This window comes from Streptomyces globisporus (assembly GCF_003501885.1).
GTDB classification, from domain to species: domain Bacteria; phylum Actinomycetota; class Actinomycetes; order Streptomycetales; family Streptomycetaceae; genus Streptomyces; species Streptomyces globisporus_D.
Genome location: NZ_QWFA01000082.1, coordinates 14128 through 29903 on the forward strand (window position 1 = coordinate 14128; position 15776 = coordinate 29903).

16 protein-coding genes are annotated in these 15776 nt (G+C 72.3%); 8 read left to right on the forward strand and 8 right to left on the reverse strand.

Annotation, left to right across the window (positions count from 1 at the left end):
- Positions 1-19: 19 nt before the first annotated feature.
- On the reverse strand, positions 20-880 hold the full coding sequence (locus D3105_RS17005; RefSeq protein ID WP_118904034.1) for a helix-turn-helix domain-containing protein: 861 nt from the start codon (positions 878-880) through the stop codon (positions 20-22).
- 105 nt (positions 881-985) lie between these two features.
- Between D3105_RS17005 and D3105_RS17010 the strand changes: the two genes are divergently transcribed.
- On the forward strand, positions 986-1291 hold the full coding sequence (locus D3105_RS17010; RefSeq protein ID WP_118904035.1) for a 4a-hydroxytetrahydrobiopterin dehydratase: 306 nt from the start codon (positions 986-988) through the stop codon (positions 1289-1291).
- 38 nt (positions 1292-1329) lie between these two features.
- Here D3105_RS17010 and D3105_RS17015 read toward each other — a convergent pair whose 3' ends face one another.
- Both D3105_RS17015 and D3105_RS17020 read right to left on the reverse strand, forming a co-directional pair.
- Positions 1330-2292 (reverse strand): LysR family transcriptional regulator, encoded by a 963-nt coding sequence (locus D3105_RS17015; RefSeq protein ID WP_118904036.1) that lies wholly within the window; start codon positions 2290-2292, stop codon positions 1330-1332.
- A gap of 117 nt (positions 2293-2409) precedes the next feature.
- On the reverse strand, positions 2410-3318 hold the full coding sequence (locus D3105_RS17020; protein WP_118904037.1) for an NmrA family transcriptional regulator: 909 nt from the start codon (positions 3316-3318) through the stop codon (positions 2410-2412).
- Between the two features lie 90 nt (positions 3319-3408).
- Between D3105_RS17020 and D3105_RS17025 the strand changes: the two genes are divergently transcribed.
- Together D3105_RS17025 and D3105_RS17030 are read left to right on the forward strand one after the other, a co-directional pair.
- Positions 3409-4461, forward strand: coding sequence for an AraC family transcriptional regulator (locus D3105_RS17025; protein ID WP_118904038.1), 1053 nt, complete (start codon positions 3409-3411; stop codon positions 4459-4461).
- A complete protein-coding gene (locus tag D3105_RS17030; protein ID WP_118904039.1) occupies positions 4458-5342 on the forward strand; it encodes a class I SAM-dependent methyltransferase in 885 nt (294 codons plus the stop codon). The genes D3105_RS17025 and D3105_RS17030 overlap by 4 nt, the downstream gene beginning before the upstream one ends.
- A 56-nt stretch (positions 5343-5398) precedes the next feature.
- On the opposite strand, the gene D3105_RS17035 is transcribed toward D3105_RS17030, so the two are convergent.
- The 4 genes from D3105_RS17035 to D3105_RS17050 form a co-directional block, all read right to left on the reverse strand.
- On the reverse strand, positions 5399-5866 hold the full coding sequence (locus D3105_RS17035) for an RICIN domain-containing protein (protein ID WP_118904040.1): 468 nt from the start codon (positions 5864-5866) through the stop codon (positions 5399-5401).
- A 109-nt stretch (positions 5867-5975) separates the two neighbouring features.
- A complete protein-coding gene (locus D3105_RS17040) occupies positions 5976-6812 on the reverse strand; it encodes an aldo/keto reductase (protein ID WP_118904041.1) in 837 nt (278 codons plus the stop codon).
- An 81-nt stretch (positions 6813-6893) separates the two neighbouring features.
- The gene (locus D3105_RS17045; protein WP_118904042.1) at positions 6894-8693 is read right to left on the reverse strand and encodes an AMP-dependent synthetase/ligase; all 1800 of its coding nucleotides are present in this window, start codon (positions 8691-8693) and stop codon (positions 6894-6896) included.
- A gap of 271 nt (positions 8694-8964) precedes the next feature.
- Positions 8965-9858 (reverse strand): LysR family transcriptional regulator, encoded by an 894-nt coding sequence (locus tag D3105_RS17050; RefSeq protein WP_118904049.1) that lies wholly within the window; start codon positions 9856-9858, stop codon positions 8965-8967.
- A 169-nt stretch (positions 9859-10027) separates the two neighbouring features.
- Between D3105_RS17050 and D3105_RS17055 the strand changes: the two genes are divergently transcribed.
- Both D3105_RS17055 and D3105_RS17060 read left to right on the forward strand, forming a co-directional pair.
- Entirely contained in the window at positions 10028-11083 is a 1056-nt protein-coding gene (locus D3105_RS17055) for a bile acid:sodium symporter family protein (protein WP_118904043.1), read from the forward strand.
- Between the two features lie 30 nt (positions 11084-11113).
- Positions 11114-11329 (forward strand): DNA-binding protein, encoded by a 216-nt coding sequence (locus tag D3105_RS17060; protein ID WP_118904044.1) that lies wholly within the window; start codon positions 11114-11116, stop codon positions 11327-11329.
- Positions 11330-11372: 43 nt separating this feature from the next.
- Here D3105_RS17060 and fdhD read toward each other — a convergent pair whose 3' ends face one another.
- The gene (gene fdhD, locus D3105_RS17065) at positions 11373-12221 is read right to left on the reverse strand and encodes a formate dehydrogenase accessory sulfurtransferase FdhD (RefSeq protein ID WP_118904045.1); all 849 of its coding nucleotides are present in this window, start codon (positions 12219-12221) and stop codon (positions 11373-11375) included.
- Positions 12222-12442: 221 nt separating this feature from the next.
- Here fdhD and D3105_RS17070 point away from each other — a divergent pair, with 221 nt between their 5' ends.
- The 3 genes from D3105_RS17070 to D3105_RS17080 all read left to right on the forward strand — a co-directional run.
- Positions 12443-13402 (forward strand): beta-ketoacyl-ACP synthase III, encoded by a 960-nt coding sequence (locus D3105_RS17070; RefSeq protein ID WP_118904046.1) that lies wholly within the window; start codon positions 12443-12445, stop codon positions 13400-13402.
- 193 nt (positions 13403-13595) lie between these two features.
- Positions 13596-14777 carry an ROK family transcriptional regulator gene (locus tag D3105_RS17075; protein WP_118904047.1) on the forward strand — a complete coding sequence of 394 codons (1182 nt, stop codon included), beginning with the start codon at positions 13596-13598 and terminating at the stop codon, positions 14775-14777.
- Between the two features lie 240 nt (positions 14778-15017).
- A partial coding sequence (locus D3105_RS17080; RefSeq protein ID WP_206272771.1) for an ATP-binding cassette domain-containing protein occupies positions 15018-15776 on the forward strand: 759 nt, incomplete at its 3' end.

Here is a 15776-nt window from a genome sequence, read left to right on the forward strand (position 1 = left end):
GGAACGGGCAGGGGCCGGGTCAGGACGGGACGTGGGCGTGCAGGTAGGCGGCGGTCTCCCGGTCCGCCGGGAGGAACGTCTCGATGGCCAGCTCGGCCACCGTCACGTCCATCGGCGTGTTGAAGGTCGCGATCGACGACACGAACGACAGGACCCGGCCCCCGTGTTCGAGCAGCATCGGCAGCGCGAACGCGGCGGCCCGGTCCCGCCGCGCACCACCCGCCCCGTCGGCGACCGGGACCGCACCGCGCGTCCCCTCGGCGGTGCGGTCCGTACCGTCGGCCCGGGCGGGGGCCGGATAGGCGGCCACCTCGTCGTACAGCTCGCGCAGGGCCGGTGAGCGTACGAGGGCGATCTGACGGCCCATCTGCGCCAGCAGGTCCGCCCGCCACTCGGGGAGGTTCACGATGCGCGGGGCGAGTCCCTCCGGGTGGAGAGTGAGCCGCATGGCGTTCAGCGGCGGGGTCAGCAGCTTCTCCGGTACGCCTTCCAGGAGCAGCGCGACCCCGCGGTTGGCCGCCACCACCCCGTAGGTGCCGTCCACCACGAGGGCCGGATACGGCTCGTACGCCGCGAGCAGGCGCTCCAGGCTCTCGCGCAGGGACGCCATCGCGGGGTCGTCGAGGGAGGTCTGCGGGTAGCGGGGCGCGTAACCGGCGATCACGAGGAGGGCGTTGCGTTCCCGGACCGGGATGTCCAGCTGTTCGGCCAGCCGCAGGACCATGTCCTCGCTGGGCCGGGAGCGGCCCGTCTCGATGAACGAGATGTGGCGGGCCGAGGAGTCCGCGCGCAGGGCCAGCTCCAGCTGGCTGATGCGCCGCTGTTCCCGCCAGTCCCGCAGCAGCGGCCCCACTTCCGTGTCGGGCAAGACAGTCGTCATGCCCAGACCGTAACGTCACCGGCGGGCCGGTCGTGGTGCCGGTACGGGCCGCCCGGCCCGCCGTGACGCCTACGCCGATCCACCGAGACCCACGGGAGCCGTCCCATGAGCGCCGAACCGCTGTCGCCGTCCGAGACCGAGATCCGGCTGGAGAGCCTGCCCGGCTGGGCGCTGGAAGGGGACCGGATCACCCGGACCTTCCGGCTGCCCTCCCACTTCGCCGCCGCCGCGCTGACGGTCCACATCGCGCAGATCCAGGACGAGCTGAACCACCACTCCGATCTGACGCTCGGCTACAACACGGTGGCCCTCGCCGTCCACACGCACTCCGCGGGCGGCGCGATCACCGAGAAGGACCTGACGCTCGCCGCCAGGGTGGCCGCCGCCGCCCCGGCCCACGGGGCCCAGTAGCCACCGGTGAGCGAAACAGCCTGTCCGCCCCCTCCCGCTCAGGCCACCGTGCCGAACCGCGGGTGCGCGCCGAGCCACCTCGCGTAGCTCGGGCTGCGCGACACCGCCTCCGCGTACGCCTCGCGGGTCGCCCCCGCCACCGTCCTCGCCGCCGCGTCGGCGGCGGGGGAGTGTGGGTGCCAGCCCACCAGGTGGCGCCAGCTGAGCGGGGCGCCGGCCAGCGGTCGGGTCACCAGGCCCGGCGTCGGCGGGAACGTCGCCCGGCACAGCCCGATCGCCCGCCCCACCTGCACCAGATGGACGACGGACGAGGTGTCCGTCTCGTACACCGACACGGGGGTGAAGCCCGACCGCGCGCAGGCCGCGGTGAAGCAGTCCGCGAAGCAGCCGTCGCCGGGCACATCCGCCCAGCACTCGTCCGCGAGGGCGGCCAGATCCAGTTCCGCTTCGGTGGCCAGGGGGTGGTTCTCCGGCAGCATCACGAAGACCGGGTCCACCCCGACGACCTCCCAGACCAGCCGGTCCGCCAGCGGGGGCGCGCTCTCGCCGCACGTGCCGATCAGCGCGAAGTCCAGCCGCCCGTCGATCACCAGCGAGGCGATCTCGTCCACCGACCACGAGGTGTACGTCGACACCGCCGCCGCCGGGTGCGCGGCCGCCATCCGGTCCACCAGACCGCCGAGCAGGGGACCGTGCGTGCCGCCCAGCCGGAACCGGTCCAGCGCCCCCCGGGCATTGGCGAACCGCACGGCCTCGGCCTGCAGTTCACTGACCGCGGGCAGCACCACCCGGGCCCGCTCCAGCACCAGTTCGCCGAGCGGCGTGGCGCGGGCTCCGGTGTGATCACGGTCGAAGAGAGCGCCGCCGAGGGCCTTCTCGATCCGCCGCAGCTGAGCGCTGAGAGCGGGCTGGGCGAGCCCCAGCGTGGCGGCGGCCTTGGTGAGGCTGCCCGTGTCGGCTATCGCACGGACCGTTCGCAGATGGCGCAACTCCAGCTCCATAAGGGCAAGTTATGGCCCCCGGAGCACCCCGGCAATATGCGTGCTCCGCCTACCGTTCGGTCGGTGTACACGGTCCGTACGCCGCCGGGCCTGACCGGACCGGCGTGACGTTCCGATTCAGCCGTGCCAGGCCCCGTCCCGGGCGGCCTCGCAGGCGAAATCGGCGAACTCCTTCGGCTCCCGCCCCAGCACCCGCTTCACCCCGTCCGTCGTCGCCGCGTTGTGACCGTCCAGCAGCGTGGCGAACAGCTCGGCCAGGAATCCGGCCTCCGCCTCGGACACCCCGGACTCCTCCAGCAGCGAGGCGTACGCGGGCCCGGTCACCGGCACGTACCGTACCGGCCGGCCCGCCGCCCGGCCCAGCTCCTCGGCCGCCTGCTCGAATGTCAGGGACCGCGGGCCCGTCAGCTCGTACACCGCCCCCGCGTGGCCGTCCCCGGTCAGCGCGGCCACCACCACGTCGGCCAGGTCGTCGAGGTCCAGGAACGGTTCCGCCGTCGTGCCCGCGGGAAAGACCAGCTCCCCGCCGATCACCCCGTCCAACAGCGCGCCCTCGCTGAAGTTCTGCGCGAAGAACGCCGACCGGACGACCGTGACCTCCGTCGCCCCGACGGCCCCACGCAGAGCCTCCTCGGCGACGACCGCCTGCGGCTCGCCGCGCCCCGACAGCAGCACCACCCTGCGCACCCCGCACGCCGCCGCTGTCCGCCCGAAGGCGGCCATCGCCTCCGCCGCCCCGGGCACCGCAAGATCCGGGTAGTACGCCACATAGGCGGCCTCCGTGCCGCGCAACGCCGCCTCCCACCCCGTGTCGTCCTGCCAGTCGAACGGCACATCGCCCGAGCGCGAACCCGAACGGGCCGGCACACCGAGGGCTGCCAGTCGCTCCACCACGCGGCGGCCGGTCTTGCCCGTGCCGCTCGTCACCAGAACCGCGCCCGTCATCCGCCCCACGCCCCGCCCGTCGTCACCGTTGTCGTTGTTGCTGCTGCTGTCGTCTCGTCGTGTGTACGCGTTCTCCGTCATGGCTCCAGACTCCCGGGGGCTTTCCCGCCGGGACATGCTCGAAAGACTCAGGCACCTACGCGTGCGTCCACACGTCTACGCTGGCGGGCCATGGACGCTCTCGCCGGACTTCTGGACGGACCCCGGGCCCGGGGCGCGTTTCTGCTCCGCATGGTGATGGAGCCGCCCTGGGCGGTACGGATCGCGGACCGGGCGCCGATCTGCCTCATGTCGGTCCGGCGCGGCGCGGCCTGCATCGTCCCGTCCGACGGAGGTGAACCGGTACGGCTCGGCCCCGGGGACATCGCGGTGGTCCGCGGCCCCGACCCGTACACCGTCGCCGACGTGCCGGGGACGCCACCCCACGCGCTCGTCGGGCCCGGCGGTGTCTGCACCACCCTGCACGGCCGCCCGCTCGCTCAGGACATGGTGCTGAACGTACGGACCTGGGGGAACGCGGCCGACGGCGGTACGGCCGTCCTCGTCGGCACCTACCTCCTGGACGGGGAGATCAGCGGCCGGCTGCTGGACGCCCTGCCCCCGCTCCTCACGGTCCCCGCCGACGCGCGGACCCGGCCGCTGCTGGACCTGCTGGACGCGGAGATCGCCCAGGACGAACCGGGCCAGCGCGTCGTCCTGGACCGGCTGCTGGACCTGCTGCTCATCGCGGTGCTCCGCGCCTGGTTCGCCCGGCCCGGGGCCGACGCGCCCGCCTGGTACCGCGCGCTGGGCGACCCGGTCGTGGGCACGGCGCTGCGGCTGCTCCAGGACGACCCGGCGCACCCCTGGACCGTCGCCTCGCTCGCCGCCCGCGCCGGGGTGTCCCGGGCCGGTCTGGCCCGCCGGTTCACCGAACTGGTCGGGGAGCCGCCGATGGCGTACCTCACCGGCTGGCGGCTCGCCGTCGCGGCCGATCTGCTGCGCGAGAGCGACGCCACGGTGGAGGCCGTGGCGCGGAAGGTCGGCTACAGCGCCCCCTTCGCCTTCAGCGCCGCGTTCAAGAGGGTGAGGGGAGTGAGCCCGCAGGAGTACCGCGCCAGTACGCCGGGGGGCCCGCTGGATACGCCGGGGGAGTCGCTCGGTACGCCGCAGGACTCACGCGATTTGCCGGATCAGCAAGGAACCTTGCCGCACGGCCGGCCCGTGAGGAAGCTGGCCCCATGAGCAGCCACGCCGGTCACGGCCACCACGACACGCACGCCGCCGACATCGACTGGGACGTTCTGGGTCCCCTGTTGGAGCAGGAAGCCGAACTCAACGGTACGCAGTACGAGGAGGCGGCCCGCTGGATCGCCGCCCTGCCCACCGCGCCCGAGGTCCGCCGGGTCCTCGACATCGGCAGCGGCCCCGGCGTCGTCTCCTGCCTGCTGGCCGAGGTCTTTCCGGAGGCCGAGGTGGTGGCCGTGGACGCCACGCCCGCTCTCCTGGAACGCGCGACGAACCGTGCGCGCCGCCTCGGGGTGATCGACCGCTTCCGAACGCTTGAGGCCGAACTCCCCTCCGACTTCGACCGGTTGGGCGAGGCCGATCTGATCTGGGCGGGCAACTCCCTGCACCACCTGGGCGACCAGCGTGCCGCGCTGGCGGGCTTCGCCGGGCTCCTGCGGGCCGGCGGAACGGTCGCACTCGTCGAAGGCGGCCTGCCCACCCGGCGGTTGCCCCGCGACATCGGTATCGGAGAGCCCGGACTTGAGGCCCGTATGGGCGCGGCCGCCGCCACCCGCTTCGAGCACATGCGGTCCGAACTCCCGGGAGCGAAGCGGGAGACCGAGGACTGGGCCGCGCTCTTCACCGCGGTCGGGCTCGTCCCGCAGGGCACCCGCAGCTTCCTTCTCGACCTGCCCGCCCCCGTCTCCCGCCCGGTCCGCGACCACGTCGTCGCGAGCATCACCCGGGAGCGCGAGGTGCTCGGCGAGCTGCTGACGGCCGAGGACAGCGCCGTACTGGACCGGCTGCTGGACCCCGAGGACCCCGAAGGGCTGCACCACCGCCCCGACGTCCACCTGCTCGCCGCCCGCACGGTGCATCTGGGCCGCCGCGGCTGAGGGGCGACACCGCCCCGGGCCGCTCCGCCGGACCTACGCCACCGACTTCCGAGGCCCTACGTCACCGGCTCCAACTGCCACCACTGGAAGGAGGAGTCGGTGTCCTCCCACTGCTGAACCGTGCCCCCGGCCTCGGTGGAACCGTCCGCGACCTCCATGACCAGCCCGCTGATGAAACTCACCAGCGTCACCGTCCCGGGCGCCTCCGGATGCTGCTCGATCAGCCACTCCTGGGCGCCGAAGTTGTTGGCCTTCCACTGCTGGATCCGGGTGCCGTTCGACGTGTCGGCGTTCGCCACGTCCAGCCGCTTCCCGCTGTGCTCGTTGACCAGGTGGAAGAGGGCCGCGCCCTCGTGCACCGGGGACAGCCGCCACACCTGCGCGGCAGTCCCGTCGTCCGCGCCCTGCTGGACCCGGGCCCCGCTGCCCTTCGCCGCGCCGTACACCTCCAGCACCAGCTTGCTGCCGACGTTGCGCAGACGGTACGGGCCCGCCTCGACGACGGGCGCGAGTTCGCCGCTCATGGTTCCAGTCTCCCCGATGGATGCGTGATGCGGGCTGCCGCTCGTCCAGGTGGCCGACGACGGCGCCCCCACCGCGATCACAGTAAGGGCGCCGTGGCCGGCCGGGCGCTCAGGCGCCGACGTTGAACTCCGCCGGGTCCGGGCCGAGGCGCTTGCCCTCGTCCAGGGCCGCGAGGGCGGCGAGGTCGTCGGTGTCCAGCTCGAAGTCGAACACGTCCAGGTTCTCCTTGATCCGCGACGGGGTCACGGACTTCGGGATCACGATGTTGCCGGTCTGCAGATGCCAGCGCAGCACCACCTGGGCGGGGGTGCGGCCGTGCTTCTGGGAGACGGCGACGACCGTCGGGACCGCCAGCAGGCCCTTGCCCTGGCCCAGCGGCGACCAGGCCTCGGTGGCGATGCCGTGTTCGGCGTGGAAGGCGCGGGCCTCGGCCTGCTGGAGCTGCGGGTGCAGCTCGATCTGGTTGACGGCCGGCACCACGGAGGTCTCGGCGAGCAGCCGCTTCAGGTGCTCGGGGTGGAAGTTCGACACGCCGATGGCCTTCGCGCGGCCGTCGGCGAGGATCTTCTCGAACGCCTTGTACGTCTCGGTGTACGCGTCCTTCGCCGGGACCGGCCAGTGGATCAGGTACAGGTCGACGTAGTCCAGGCCGAGCTTGTCGAGCGAGGCGTCGAAGGCGCGCAGCGTGCTGTCGTGGCCCTGCTCGGTGTTCCACAGCTTCGTGGTGACGAAGAGCTCGTCGCGCGCGACGCCGGAGGCGGCGATGGCCTTGCCGGTGCCCGTCTCGTTCTCGTAGATCGCGGCGGTGTCGATGCTCCGGTACCCCGTCTCGATGGCCGTGGCGACCGCCTTCTCCGCCTCGTCGTCCGGCACCTGCCAGACACCGAAACCGAGCTGCGGCATGTCGAGGCCGTTGTTGAGGGTGATGGAGGGGACCTTGCTCACGAGCGGTCGATCCTAACGTCGTCGGTTGGTGATTCCCCACGACAACGACCGGGCGGGCCCAGGCATTCCCGTTGCCTCCGGTCAGTGGTAGAGCGCGTCGACCTCGACCGCGTACGCCGTCTCGATCGCCTTCCGCTTCAGCTTCAGCGAGGGCGTCAGCAGCCCCAGTTCCTCGGTGAAGGGGTGGGCCAGGATGCGGAACGTACGGATGGACTCGGCCTGGGAGACGGCCGTGTTGGCGGCCACCACCGCACGGCGGACCTCCATCTCCAGGTCCGGGTCCCGCACCAGCTCGGCCGGGCCGAGCGGGGAGCGGCCCTGCATCGACAGCCAGTGGTCCACGGACTCCTGGTCCACGGTGACGAGCGCCGCGATGTACGGGCGGTCGTTGCCGACGACGATGCACTGCGCCACCAGCGGATGCGCCCGTACGCGCTCCTCCAGACCGGCCGGGGAGACGCTCTTGCCACCCGACGTCACCAGGATCTCCTTCTTCCGTCCGGTGATCGTCAGATAGCCGTCCTCGTCCAGCGAACCGAGATCCCCGGTCGCCAGCCAGCCGTCCTGGAGCACCGCCCGGGTGGCCTCGGGGTTGCCGAGGTAGCCGGAGAACACGTTCGGTCCGTTCACCCACACCTCGCCGTCGTCCGCGATGTGCACCGACGTCCCCGGGATCGGCTGCCCGACCGTCCCGTACCGGGTGCGCTCGGGCGGGTTCGCCGTCGCCGCGGCGGTCGACTCGGTCAGCCCGTACCCCTCGAACACCGTCACCCCGGCGCCCGCGAAGAACAGCCCGAGACGGCGGTCCATCCCGGAGCCGCCCGACATGGCGTGCCGCACCCGGCCGCCCATCGCGTCGCGGACCTTCTTGTACACGACCTTGTCGAAGAACTGGTGCTGCATCCGCAGCCCGGCCGACGGGCCGGGACCGTCCCCGAACGCCTTCAGCTCCACCGCCTCGGCGTACTTCACCGCGATGTCGACGGCCTTGTCGAACGGTCCGGTCCTGCCCTCCGTCTCGGCCTTGCGCCGGGCCCCGTTGAACACCTTCTCGAAGATGTACGGCACGGCAAGGATGAACGTCGGCCGGAAGGACATCAGGTCCGGCATCAGCGCGTTCGCGGACAGCTCCGGCTGATGGCCGAGCTTGACCCGGCCCCGGATCGCGGCGATCTCCACCATCCGCCCGAAGACATGGGCCAGCGGCAGGAAGAGGAGGGTGGCCGCCTCGTCGCCCGGCTTGGAGTGGAACACCGGCTCCCAGCGGCCCACCATCGTGTCGCTCTCGAACATGAAGCTCGCGTGGGTGATCACACACCCCTTGGGGCGGCCCGTCGTCCCCGAGGTGTAGATGACGGTCGCCACGGAGTCGGGTGTCACCGCGCGCCGGTGCCGCTGCACCACCTCGTCGTCGATGCCCGCGCCCGCCCCGAACAACTCGTCCACCGCTCCGGCGTCCAGCTGCCACAGCCGCTTCAGATGCGGCAGCCGGTCGATCACCGAGCCGACCGTCATCGCGTGGTCCTCGTGCTCGACCATCACCGCCACCACCTCGGCGTCGTGCAGCATCCACAGGACCTGCTCGGCGGAGGAGGTCGGGTAGATCGGCACCGACTGGGCCCCGACGGTCCAGAGCGCGAAGTCGAAGAGCGTCCACTCGTAGCGCGTACGGGACATCAGCGCGACCCGGTCGCCGAACCGCACGCCGTGCGCGATCAGCCCCTTGGCCAGGGCCAGCACAGCATCGCGGAACTCCCCGGAGTTCACATCGCGCCACTGGCCCCCGGCGTCCTTGCGGCCGAGCGCGACGCGGTGCGGATCATCCTCCGCGTGGTCGAAGACCACATCGGCCAGACCGCCGACCTGAGGCGGCGCCGCCATGGGTGGGACAGTGAATTCGCGCAATGACATGCTCCTCGTGGCGCTCCGCACAGCGCCGCGACGCTACCCCAAGCGGGGGCCCGGCGGGAGAGGTCCGGAGTCTCCGCACACCAGGACGACCCCCCCAGGTCAACCGTCGAAATCCGGCCAGATGGGCAAGGCTCGGGCGTACGGGGGCCCAGTTCTGCCGGAGGGGTAAGCGGCTCGCGCCGGAATCTCCACCGAATCCGACCGCCGCGAGCACCGGGGCCGGTGCCGGTCCGGAGAGCGGCTACGGCCCCTCCGTACCGCCCGTTCCTCGGTGCAGCCGGTCACCGCCCGCCAGGATCGCGGAGGCCAGGGCGTCCGCCGCCTCCTGCGCCGCGCCCCGCCGGTTCCCGTGCAGCAGGACGAAATCGACCCCGCCGAGCTCCGGCAGCCCCACCCTGGCCGGAACCGGCACCAGGCCCGGCGGAATCATCCCCCGTGAGTGCGCCATCACCCCCAGCCCCGCCCGCGCCGCCGCGACCAGGCCGCTCAGGCTCGTACTCGTGCAGGCGATCCGCCAGGCGCGCCCGTGCTCCTCCAGCACCTCCAGGGCGCGGGCCCGGGTGATGGCCGGTGGCGGAAAGACGACCAGCGGTACCGGGCGCTCCGGATCGAGGCGCAGCTGCGGCGCGCCGATCCAGTCCAGGGCGTCCTGCCACATCAGTTCGCCATGGGTGTCCCCGGTCCGCCGCTTGGCCAGCACCAGATCCAGCCGGCCCGCCGCGAGCTGCCGGTGCAGCGTCCCGGACAGCTCCACGGTGAGCTGGAGCTCGACCTCGGGATGGTCGCGGCGGAAGGACTCCAGGATCTCGGGGAGCCGGGTCAGCACGAAATCCTCGGAGGCCCCGAACCGCAGCCGCCCGCGCAGCCGGGTGCCCGCGAAGAACGCAGCGGCCCGCTCGTGGGCCGACAGGATCGACCTGGCGAAGCCGAGCATCGCCTCGCCGTCGTCCGTGAGATCGACGCGATGCGTGTCCCGGGCGAACAACTGCCGCCCGGCCGCCTCCTCCAGCCGCCGTACATGCTGGCTGACCGTGGACTGGCGAACCCCGAGCCTGCGCGCGGCCTGCGTGAAGCTGAGCGTCTGGGCGACGGCGAGGAAGGTACGCAGCTGGGCGGGGTCGTACGTGGCGTCCATCCGGTGCACGTTCATCCGGTCCGCGCTCGCTCTGTCCGCGTTGCTCATGGCTGCACGTTATCGGGATCCATGATGACAGTCAGAGCGGTGTGCGGGATTCCCGATGGCCTCGTGCGGGAGCAGGATGGACGCCGAAACGGAATCCCCGACCGCCGGAGCACCCCCGCACATGTCCCGCCGTATCCCCCGTCTGCCGTCCTGGCTGCCGTTCGACGCCTACCTCCTGGCGCTGGCCGCCACCGTGGCCCTCGCGGCACTGCTGCCCGCCCGGGGTGGCGCCGCCGACCTGGCGGGCGGGGTCTCCACCGGCGCCGTCGCCCTGCTGTTCTTCCTCTACGGCGCGCGGCTCTCCACGGCCGAGGCGCTCGACGGGCTCACGCACTGGCGCCTCCACCTCACCGTCCTGGTCTGCACCTTCGTGGTCTTCCCGCTGCTGGGTCTGGCGAGCGGCGGACTGGTGCCGTACGTGCTGACGCCCGAGCTCCAGGCGGGCTTCCTTTTCCTGTGCCTGGTCCCGTCCACGATCCAGTCCTCCATCGCCTTCACCTCGCTCGCCCGGGGCAACGTGCCCGCCGCGATCTGCGCCGGGTCCTTCTCCAGCCTCGCCGGGATCCTGGTGACCCCGCTGCTCGCCGCCCTGCTCCTCGGGTCCGCCGGGGGCGGGTTCTCCGTGGACTCCCTGCTGAAGATCGTGTTCCAGCTGCTCGTCCCGTTCCTCGCCGGACAGCTCCTGCGCCGCTGGGTCCGCGGTTTCCTCACCCGGCACAAGAAGGTGCTCGGCCTGGTCGACCGGGGGTCGATCCTGCTCGTCGTCTACACCGCGTTCAGCGAGGGGATGGTCGCCGGCGTCTGGCACCAGGTCACCCCCGCCCGGCTCGGCGCGCTGCTCGCCGCCGAAGGGGTCCTGCTGGCGCTGATGCTCACCCTGAGCTGGTACGGGGCACGGAGGCTCGGGTTCGGCCGGGCGGACCGGATCGCCATCCAGTTCGCCGGGTCGAAGAAGAGTCTGGCGGCCGGGCTGCCGATGGCGAGCGTGATCTTCGGGGCGCACGCGAGCCTGGCCGTGCTGCCGCTGATGCTGTTCCACCAGATGCAGCTGATGGTCTGCGCGGTGATCGCCAAGCGCCGCTCGCGCGATCCCGAGGAGCCGCCGGCCCCGGACGACCCGGCAGGGGCCGCCGCCTCCGGCCCACTGTCCGACCCAGCCGTTACGCTGAGCCGGTAGCCCATGTGGACCCCACAGCGAGGACGTGCCATGAGCGACAAGGGTGAGACGCCTGCCGACGACTTTCCGCACGGGGCGGGCAACCCGGCCCGCGGCGCTCTGCGCGCGGCGGGATACACCCGCCTCGCCCAGCTCACCACAGTGACCGCCGCCGAGGTGCTCGCCCTCCACGGGGTCGGCCCGAAGGCGATCGGGGTGCTCCGCGAGGCGCTGGCCGCCGAGGGGCGCGCCTTCGCGGGGGAGTGAGCGAAGGCCCCGTGCGGCGCCCGTCGTGCGGCAGGCCCCGGGCTCAGCCCTGCGGGGCCGCCGCCCCCAGCGCGATCCGGTGCTCACCGGCGTACACGTTCATCGACGGTCCGCGCAGGAAGCCCACCAGCGTCAGTCCGCTCTCCGCGGCCAGGTCCACGGCCAGCGACGACGGTGCCGAGACCGCGGCGAGCACCGGGATCCCCGCCATCACGGCCTTCTGCGCCAGCTCGAACGAGGCCCGCCCCGACACCAGCAGCACCGCCCGCGACAGGGGCAGCCGCCCGTCCGTCAGCGCCCGGCCCACCAGCTTGTCGACCGCGTTGTGCCGGCCGACGTCCTCCCGTACGTCCAGCAGCTCGCCCTCCTCGGAGAACAGGGCTGCGGCGTGCAGGCCGCCCGTACGGTCGAAGACCCGCTGCGAGGCCCGCAACCGGTCCGGGAGGACGGACAGCAGCTCGGGCGTGATCCGTACCGGGGGAGCGTCGGCCACCGGGTGCCGGGTCGTGGTGCGCACCGCGTCCAGGCTGGCCTTCCCGCACAGGCCGCAGGAGGAGGTCGTGTAGACGTTGCGCTCCAGCGTGATGTCGGGGACCTCGACCCCGGGCGCGAGTTTCACGTCCACCACGTTGTAGGTGTTCACGCCGTCCGCCGTCGCCCCGGCGCAGTAGACGATCGACTGGACCTCGTCCCCCTCGGCGATCACCCCCTCGCTGACCAGGAAGCCCGCGGCCAGCGCGAAGTCGTCGCCCGGCGTCCGCATGGTGATGGCCAGCGGCCTGCCGTTCAGCCGGATCTCCAGGGGCTCTTCCGCCACCAGGGTGTCCGGACGGGAGGAGACGGCACCGTCCCGGATACGGAGGGTGCGGCGGCGTTCGGTGACCCGTCCCATAGAGCTGAACCCGATTCTGTCCGTGTGCGGCTGTTCGCTTCTCCGGGTCATTGTCCGGCACGCGCACCGGCGTGTCGCAGCGAGCTGTTCAGCACGCTGACCAGGCTGTTGTCAATGCTCCAACGTGTGGGCCCGATTCCTGTGGGATCACGTGCCCTCGTACCCGGCGGTAGCGACCAAGACTGGTTGTTTCCTGCCCCCACCCGACGATGGGAACCCGTATGACCGGCTCACGTGTCGTGGCGCTCGGCCACTACCAGCCCGCCAAGGTGCTCACCAACGACGATCTCGCGGCGATGGTCGACACCAGCGACGAGTGGATCACCAGCCGGGTCGGCATCAAGACCCGGCATGTGGGTGGACCCGACGAGCCGGTGGACGAGATGGCCGCGCACGCGGGAGCCAAGGCGCTGGCCACGGCCGGTCTCGGGCCCTCGGACATCGATCTGGTCCTCGTGGCCACCTCCACCGCGATCGACCGGTCCCCGAGCATGGCGGCCCGGGTCGCGGCCCGGCTCGGCATGGGCTCGCCCGCCGTCATGGACATCAACGTCGTGTGCTCCGGCTTCACGCACGCGCTGGCCACCGCCGACCACGCGATCCGGGCCGGTGCGGCGGCCCGGGCGCTGGTCATCGGCGCCGACAAGATGGCCGACATCGCGGACTGGACCGACCGCTCCACCTGCGTCCTGCTCGGCGACGGCGCGGGCGCCGCGGTCGTCACCGCCGACCCGGCCGCCGCCGACGCCCCGGGCGGGCCCGGCATCGGACCGGTGCTGTGGGGTTCCGTGCCGGAGATGGGCAACGCCGTCCGGATCGAAGGGACGCCGCCGCGCTTCGCGCAGGAAGGGCAGTCCGTCTACCGCTGGGCCACCACCCAGCTCCCCCCGATCGCCCGCCGGGTCTGCGAGAAGGCGGGCATCGCCCCGGAGGACCTGGGCGCGGTCGTCCTGCACCAGGCCAACCTGCGGATCATCGAGCCGGTCGCCCGCAAGATCGGCGCGGTCAACGCCGTCATCGCCCGGGACGTCGTGGACTCCGGCAACACCTCCGCCGCCTCCATCCCGATGGCCCTGTCCAAGCTGGTCGAGCGCGGCGAGGTCACCTCCGGCGCGCCCGTCCTGCTCTTCGGATTCGGCGGAAACCTCTCCTACGCGGGCCAGGTCATCCGCTGCCCCTGACCGCGCTCCGCGGATCTCCGGGACCCCGTCCCGCCGGTTCCCGCGACCCCTCCCCGCCGACCTTTGTCCTGAGTGTGGAAAAAGTTGGGGCGGATTCCTGCGCAACTTCTTCCCACTCCGGGAAAGCGCTGCTACGTTCCCCTCGAAAGCCCGACGGACTGGCCGATGTGGCGGGGAGGGACGCGTGAGACGTATGACGGCACGACCCGCGAACGCGCATCAGGCGCGGCTGCTCCGGCTGTTGCGTGACGGGGGTCCCAACTCCCGTGCGCAGCTGGGCGATCAGGTCGATCTGTCGCGCTCGAAGCTCGCCGTCGAGGTGGACCGGCTCCTGGAGACCGGTCTGGTGGTGGCCGACGGACTCGCCGCATCGCGCGGCGGGCGCCGCTCGCACAACATCCGGCTCGCCCCCGAACTGCGCTTCCTCGGCGTCGACATCGGCGCCACCTCGGTCGATGTGGCCGTCACCAACGCGGAGCTGGAGGTACTGGGACACCTCAACCACCCGATGGACGTGCGCGAAGGGCCCGTCGCCGTCTTCGAGCAGGTCCTTCTCCTCGCCGCCAAACTGCGCGCCTCCGGGCTCGCCGAAGGCTTCGACGGCGCGGGCATCGGGGTCCCCGGCCCCGTCCGCTTTCCCGAGGGCGTGCCGGTCGCGCCGCCGATCATGCCCGGCTGGGACGGGTTCCCGGTCCGCGAGGCGCTCAGCCAGGAGCTGGGCTGCCCCGTCATGGTCGACAACGATGTGAACCTCATGGCGATGGGGGAGCAGCACGCGGGCGTGGCCCGCTCCGTTGGCGACTTCCTCTGCGTCAAGATCGGTACGGGTATCGGCTGCGGCATCGTCGTCGGCGGCGAGGTCTACCGCGGTACGACCGGCAGCGCCGGGGACATCGGGCACATCCAGGTCGACCCCGACGGCCGGCCCTGCGCCTGCGGCAACAAGGGCTGCCTGGAAGCCCACTTCAGCGGCGCGGCGCTCGCCCGCGACGCGGAGGACGCCGCCCGGGAGGGCCGCTCGCCCGAACTCGCCGTCCGGCTGGAGGCGGCGGGCCGCCTCACCGCGGCCGACGTGGCGGCGGCCGCCGCCGCCGGGGACGCCGCGGCGCTCGACCTCATCCGCGAAGGCGGCAACCGGCTCGGCCAGGTCATCGCGAGCCTGGTCAGCTTCTTCAATCCCGGTCTGGTGGTGATCGGCGGCGGGGTCACCGGCCTCGGTCACAACCTCCTCGCCAGTGTCCGCACGCAGGTCTACAAGCAGTCCCTGCCCCTGGCCACCGGCAACCTCCCCATCGTTCTGGGTGAGTTGGGGCCCACGGCCGGAGTGATCGGCGCGGCCCGGCTCATCAGCGACCACCTCTTCTCCCCGGCCTGACGCCAGGCCGTACGACGCACCACGGAAACACCCCCGTCAGCAGCCGTACGCACCACGGATCCACCTTCTGTCAGCAGCCGTACGCGTCACGTATCACGGAACCACCCCCTGTCAGCAGCCGTTCGCGGTGCCGCCGACTCCACGGCACCTCCAGCTCTGCGCCCTGTCCGCTCACCGGCCCTCCCCGGCCCTCGGCACCCGCCCGAGCAGGGGAGACCCCATTCGCCGAGGGGATTCGTCATGGCACCAGAACCACCCCTGCTCACCATGTCCGGCATCACCAAGCTCTTCCCGGGCGTCCGCGCCCTGGACGGCGTCGACCTGGAGGTCCAGGCCGGCGAGGTCCACTGCCTCCTCGGCCAGAACGGTGCGGGCAAGTCCACCCTCATCAAGGTGCTCGCCGGAGCCCACCAGCCAGGCGACGGCGAGATCACCTGGCGCGGCGAGAAGGTCCAGCTCAAGTCGCCGATCGCCGCCATGCGCCTGGGCATCGCCACCATCTACCAGGAACTCGACCTGGTCGAGGACCTCTCCGTCGCCGAGAACGTCTTCCTCGGCCACGAGCCGACCAGCGCCGGCTTCATCGTCCGTACGGGAGAGGGGCGCGCCGCCGCCAAGGCGCTGCTGGCCCGGCTCGGACATCCGGAGATCGACCCCGCCCGGCACGTCGGCGACCTCTCCGCGGCCCAGCAGCAGATCGTCTCCATGGCGCGGGCGCTCTCCCACGAGGTCCGGCTCATCGTGATGGACGAGCCCTCCGCCGCCCTCGACCCCGACGAGGTCGACAACCTCTTCCGCATCGTCGAGGGGCTCACCGCCGACGGGGTGGCCGTCGTCTACATCTCGCACCGTCTTGAGGAGATCCGCCGCATCGGCGACCGGGTCACCGTCATCAAGGACGGCCGGACCGTGGCCGTCGGACTGCCCGCGGCCGACACTCCCACCCGCGACATCGTTGCCATGATGACCGGCCGCGACGTCGCCTATGTCTTCCCGCCC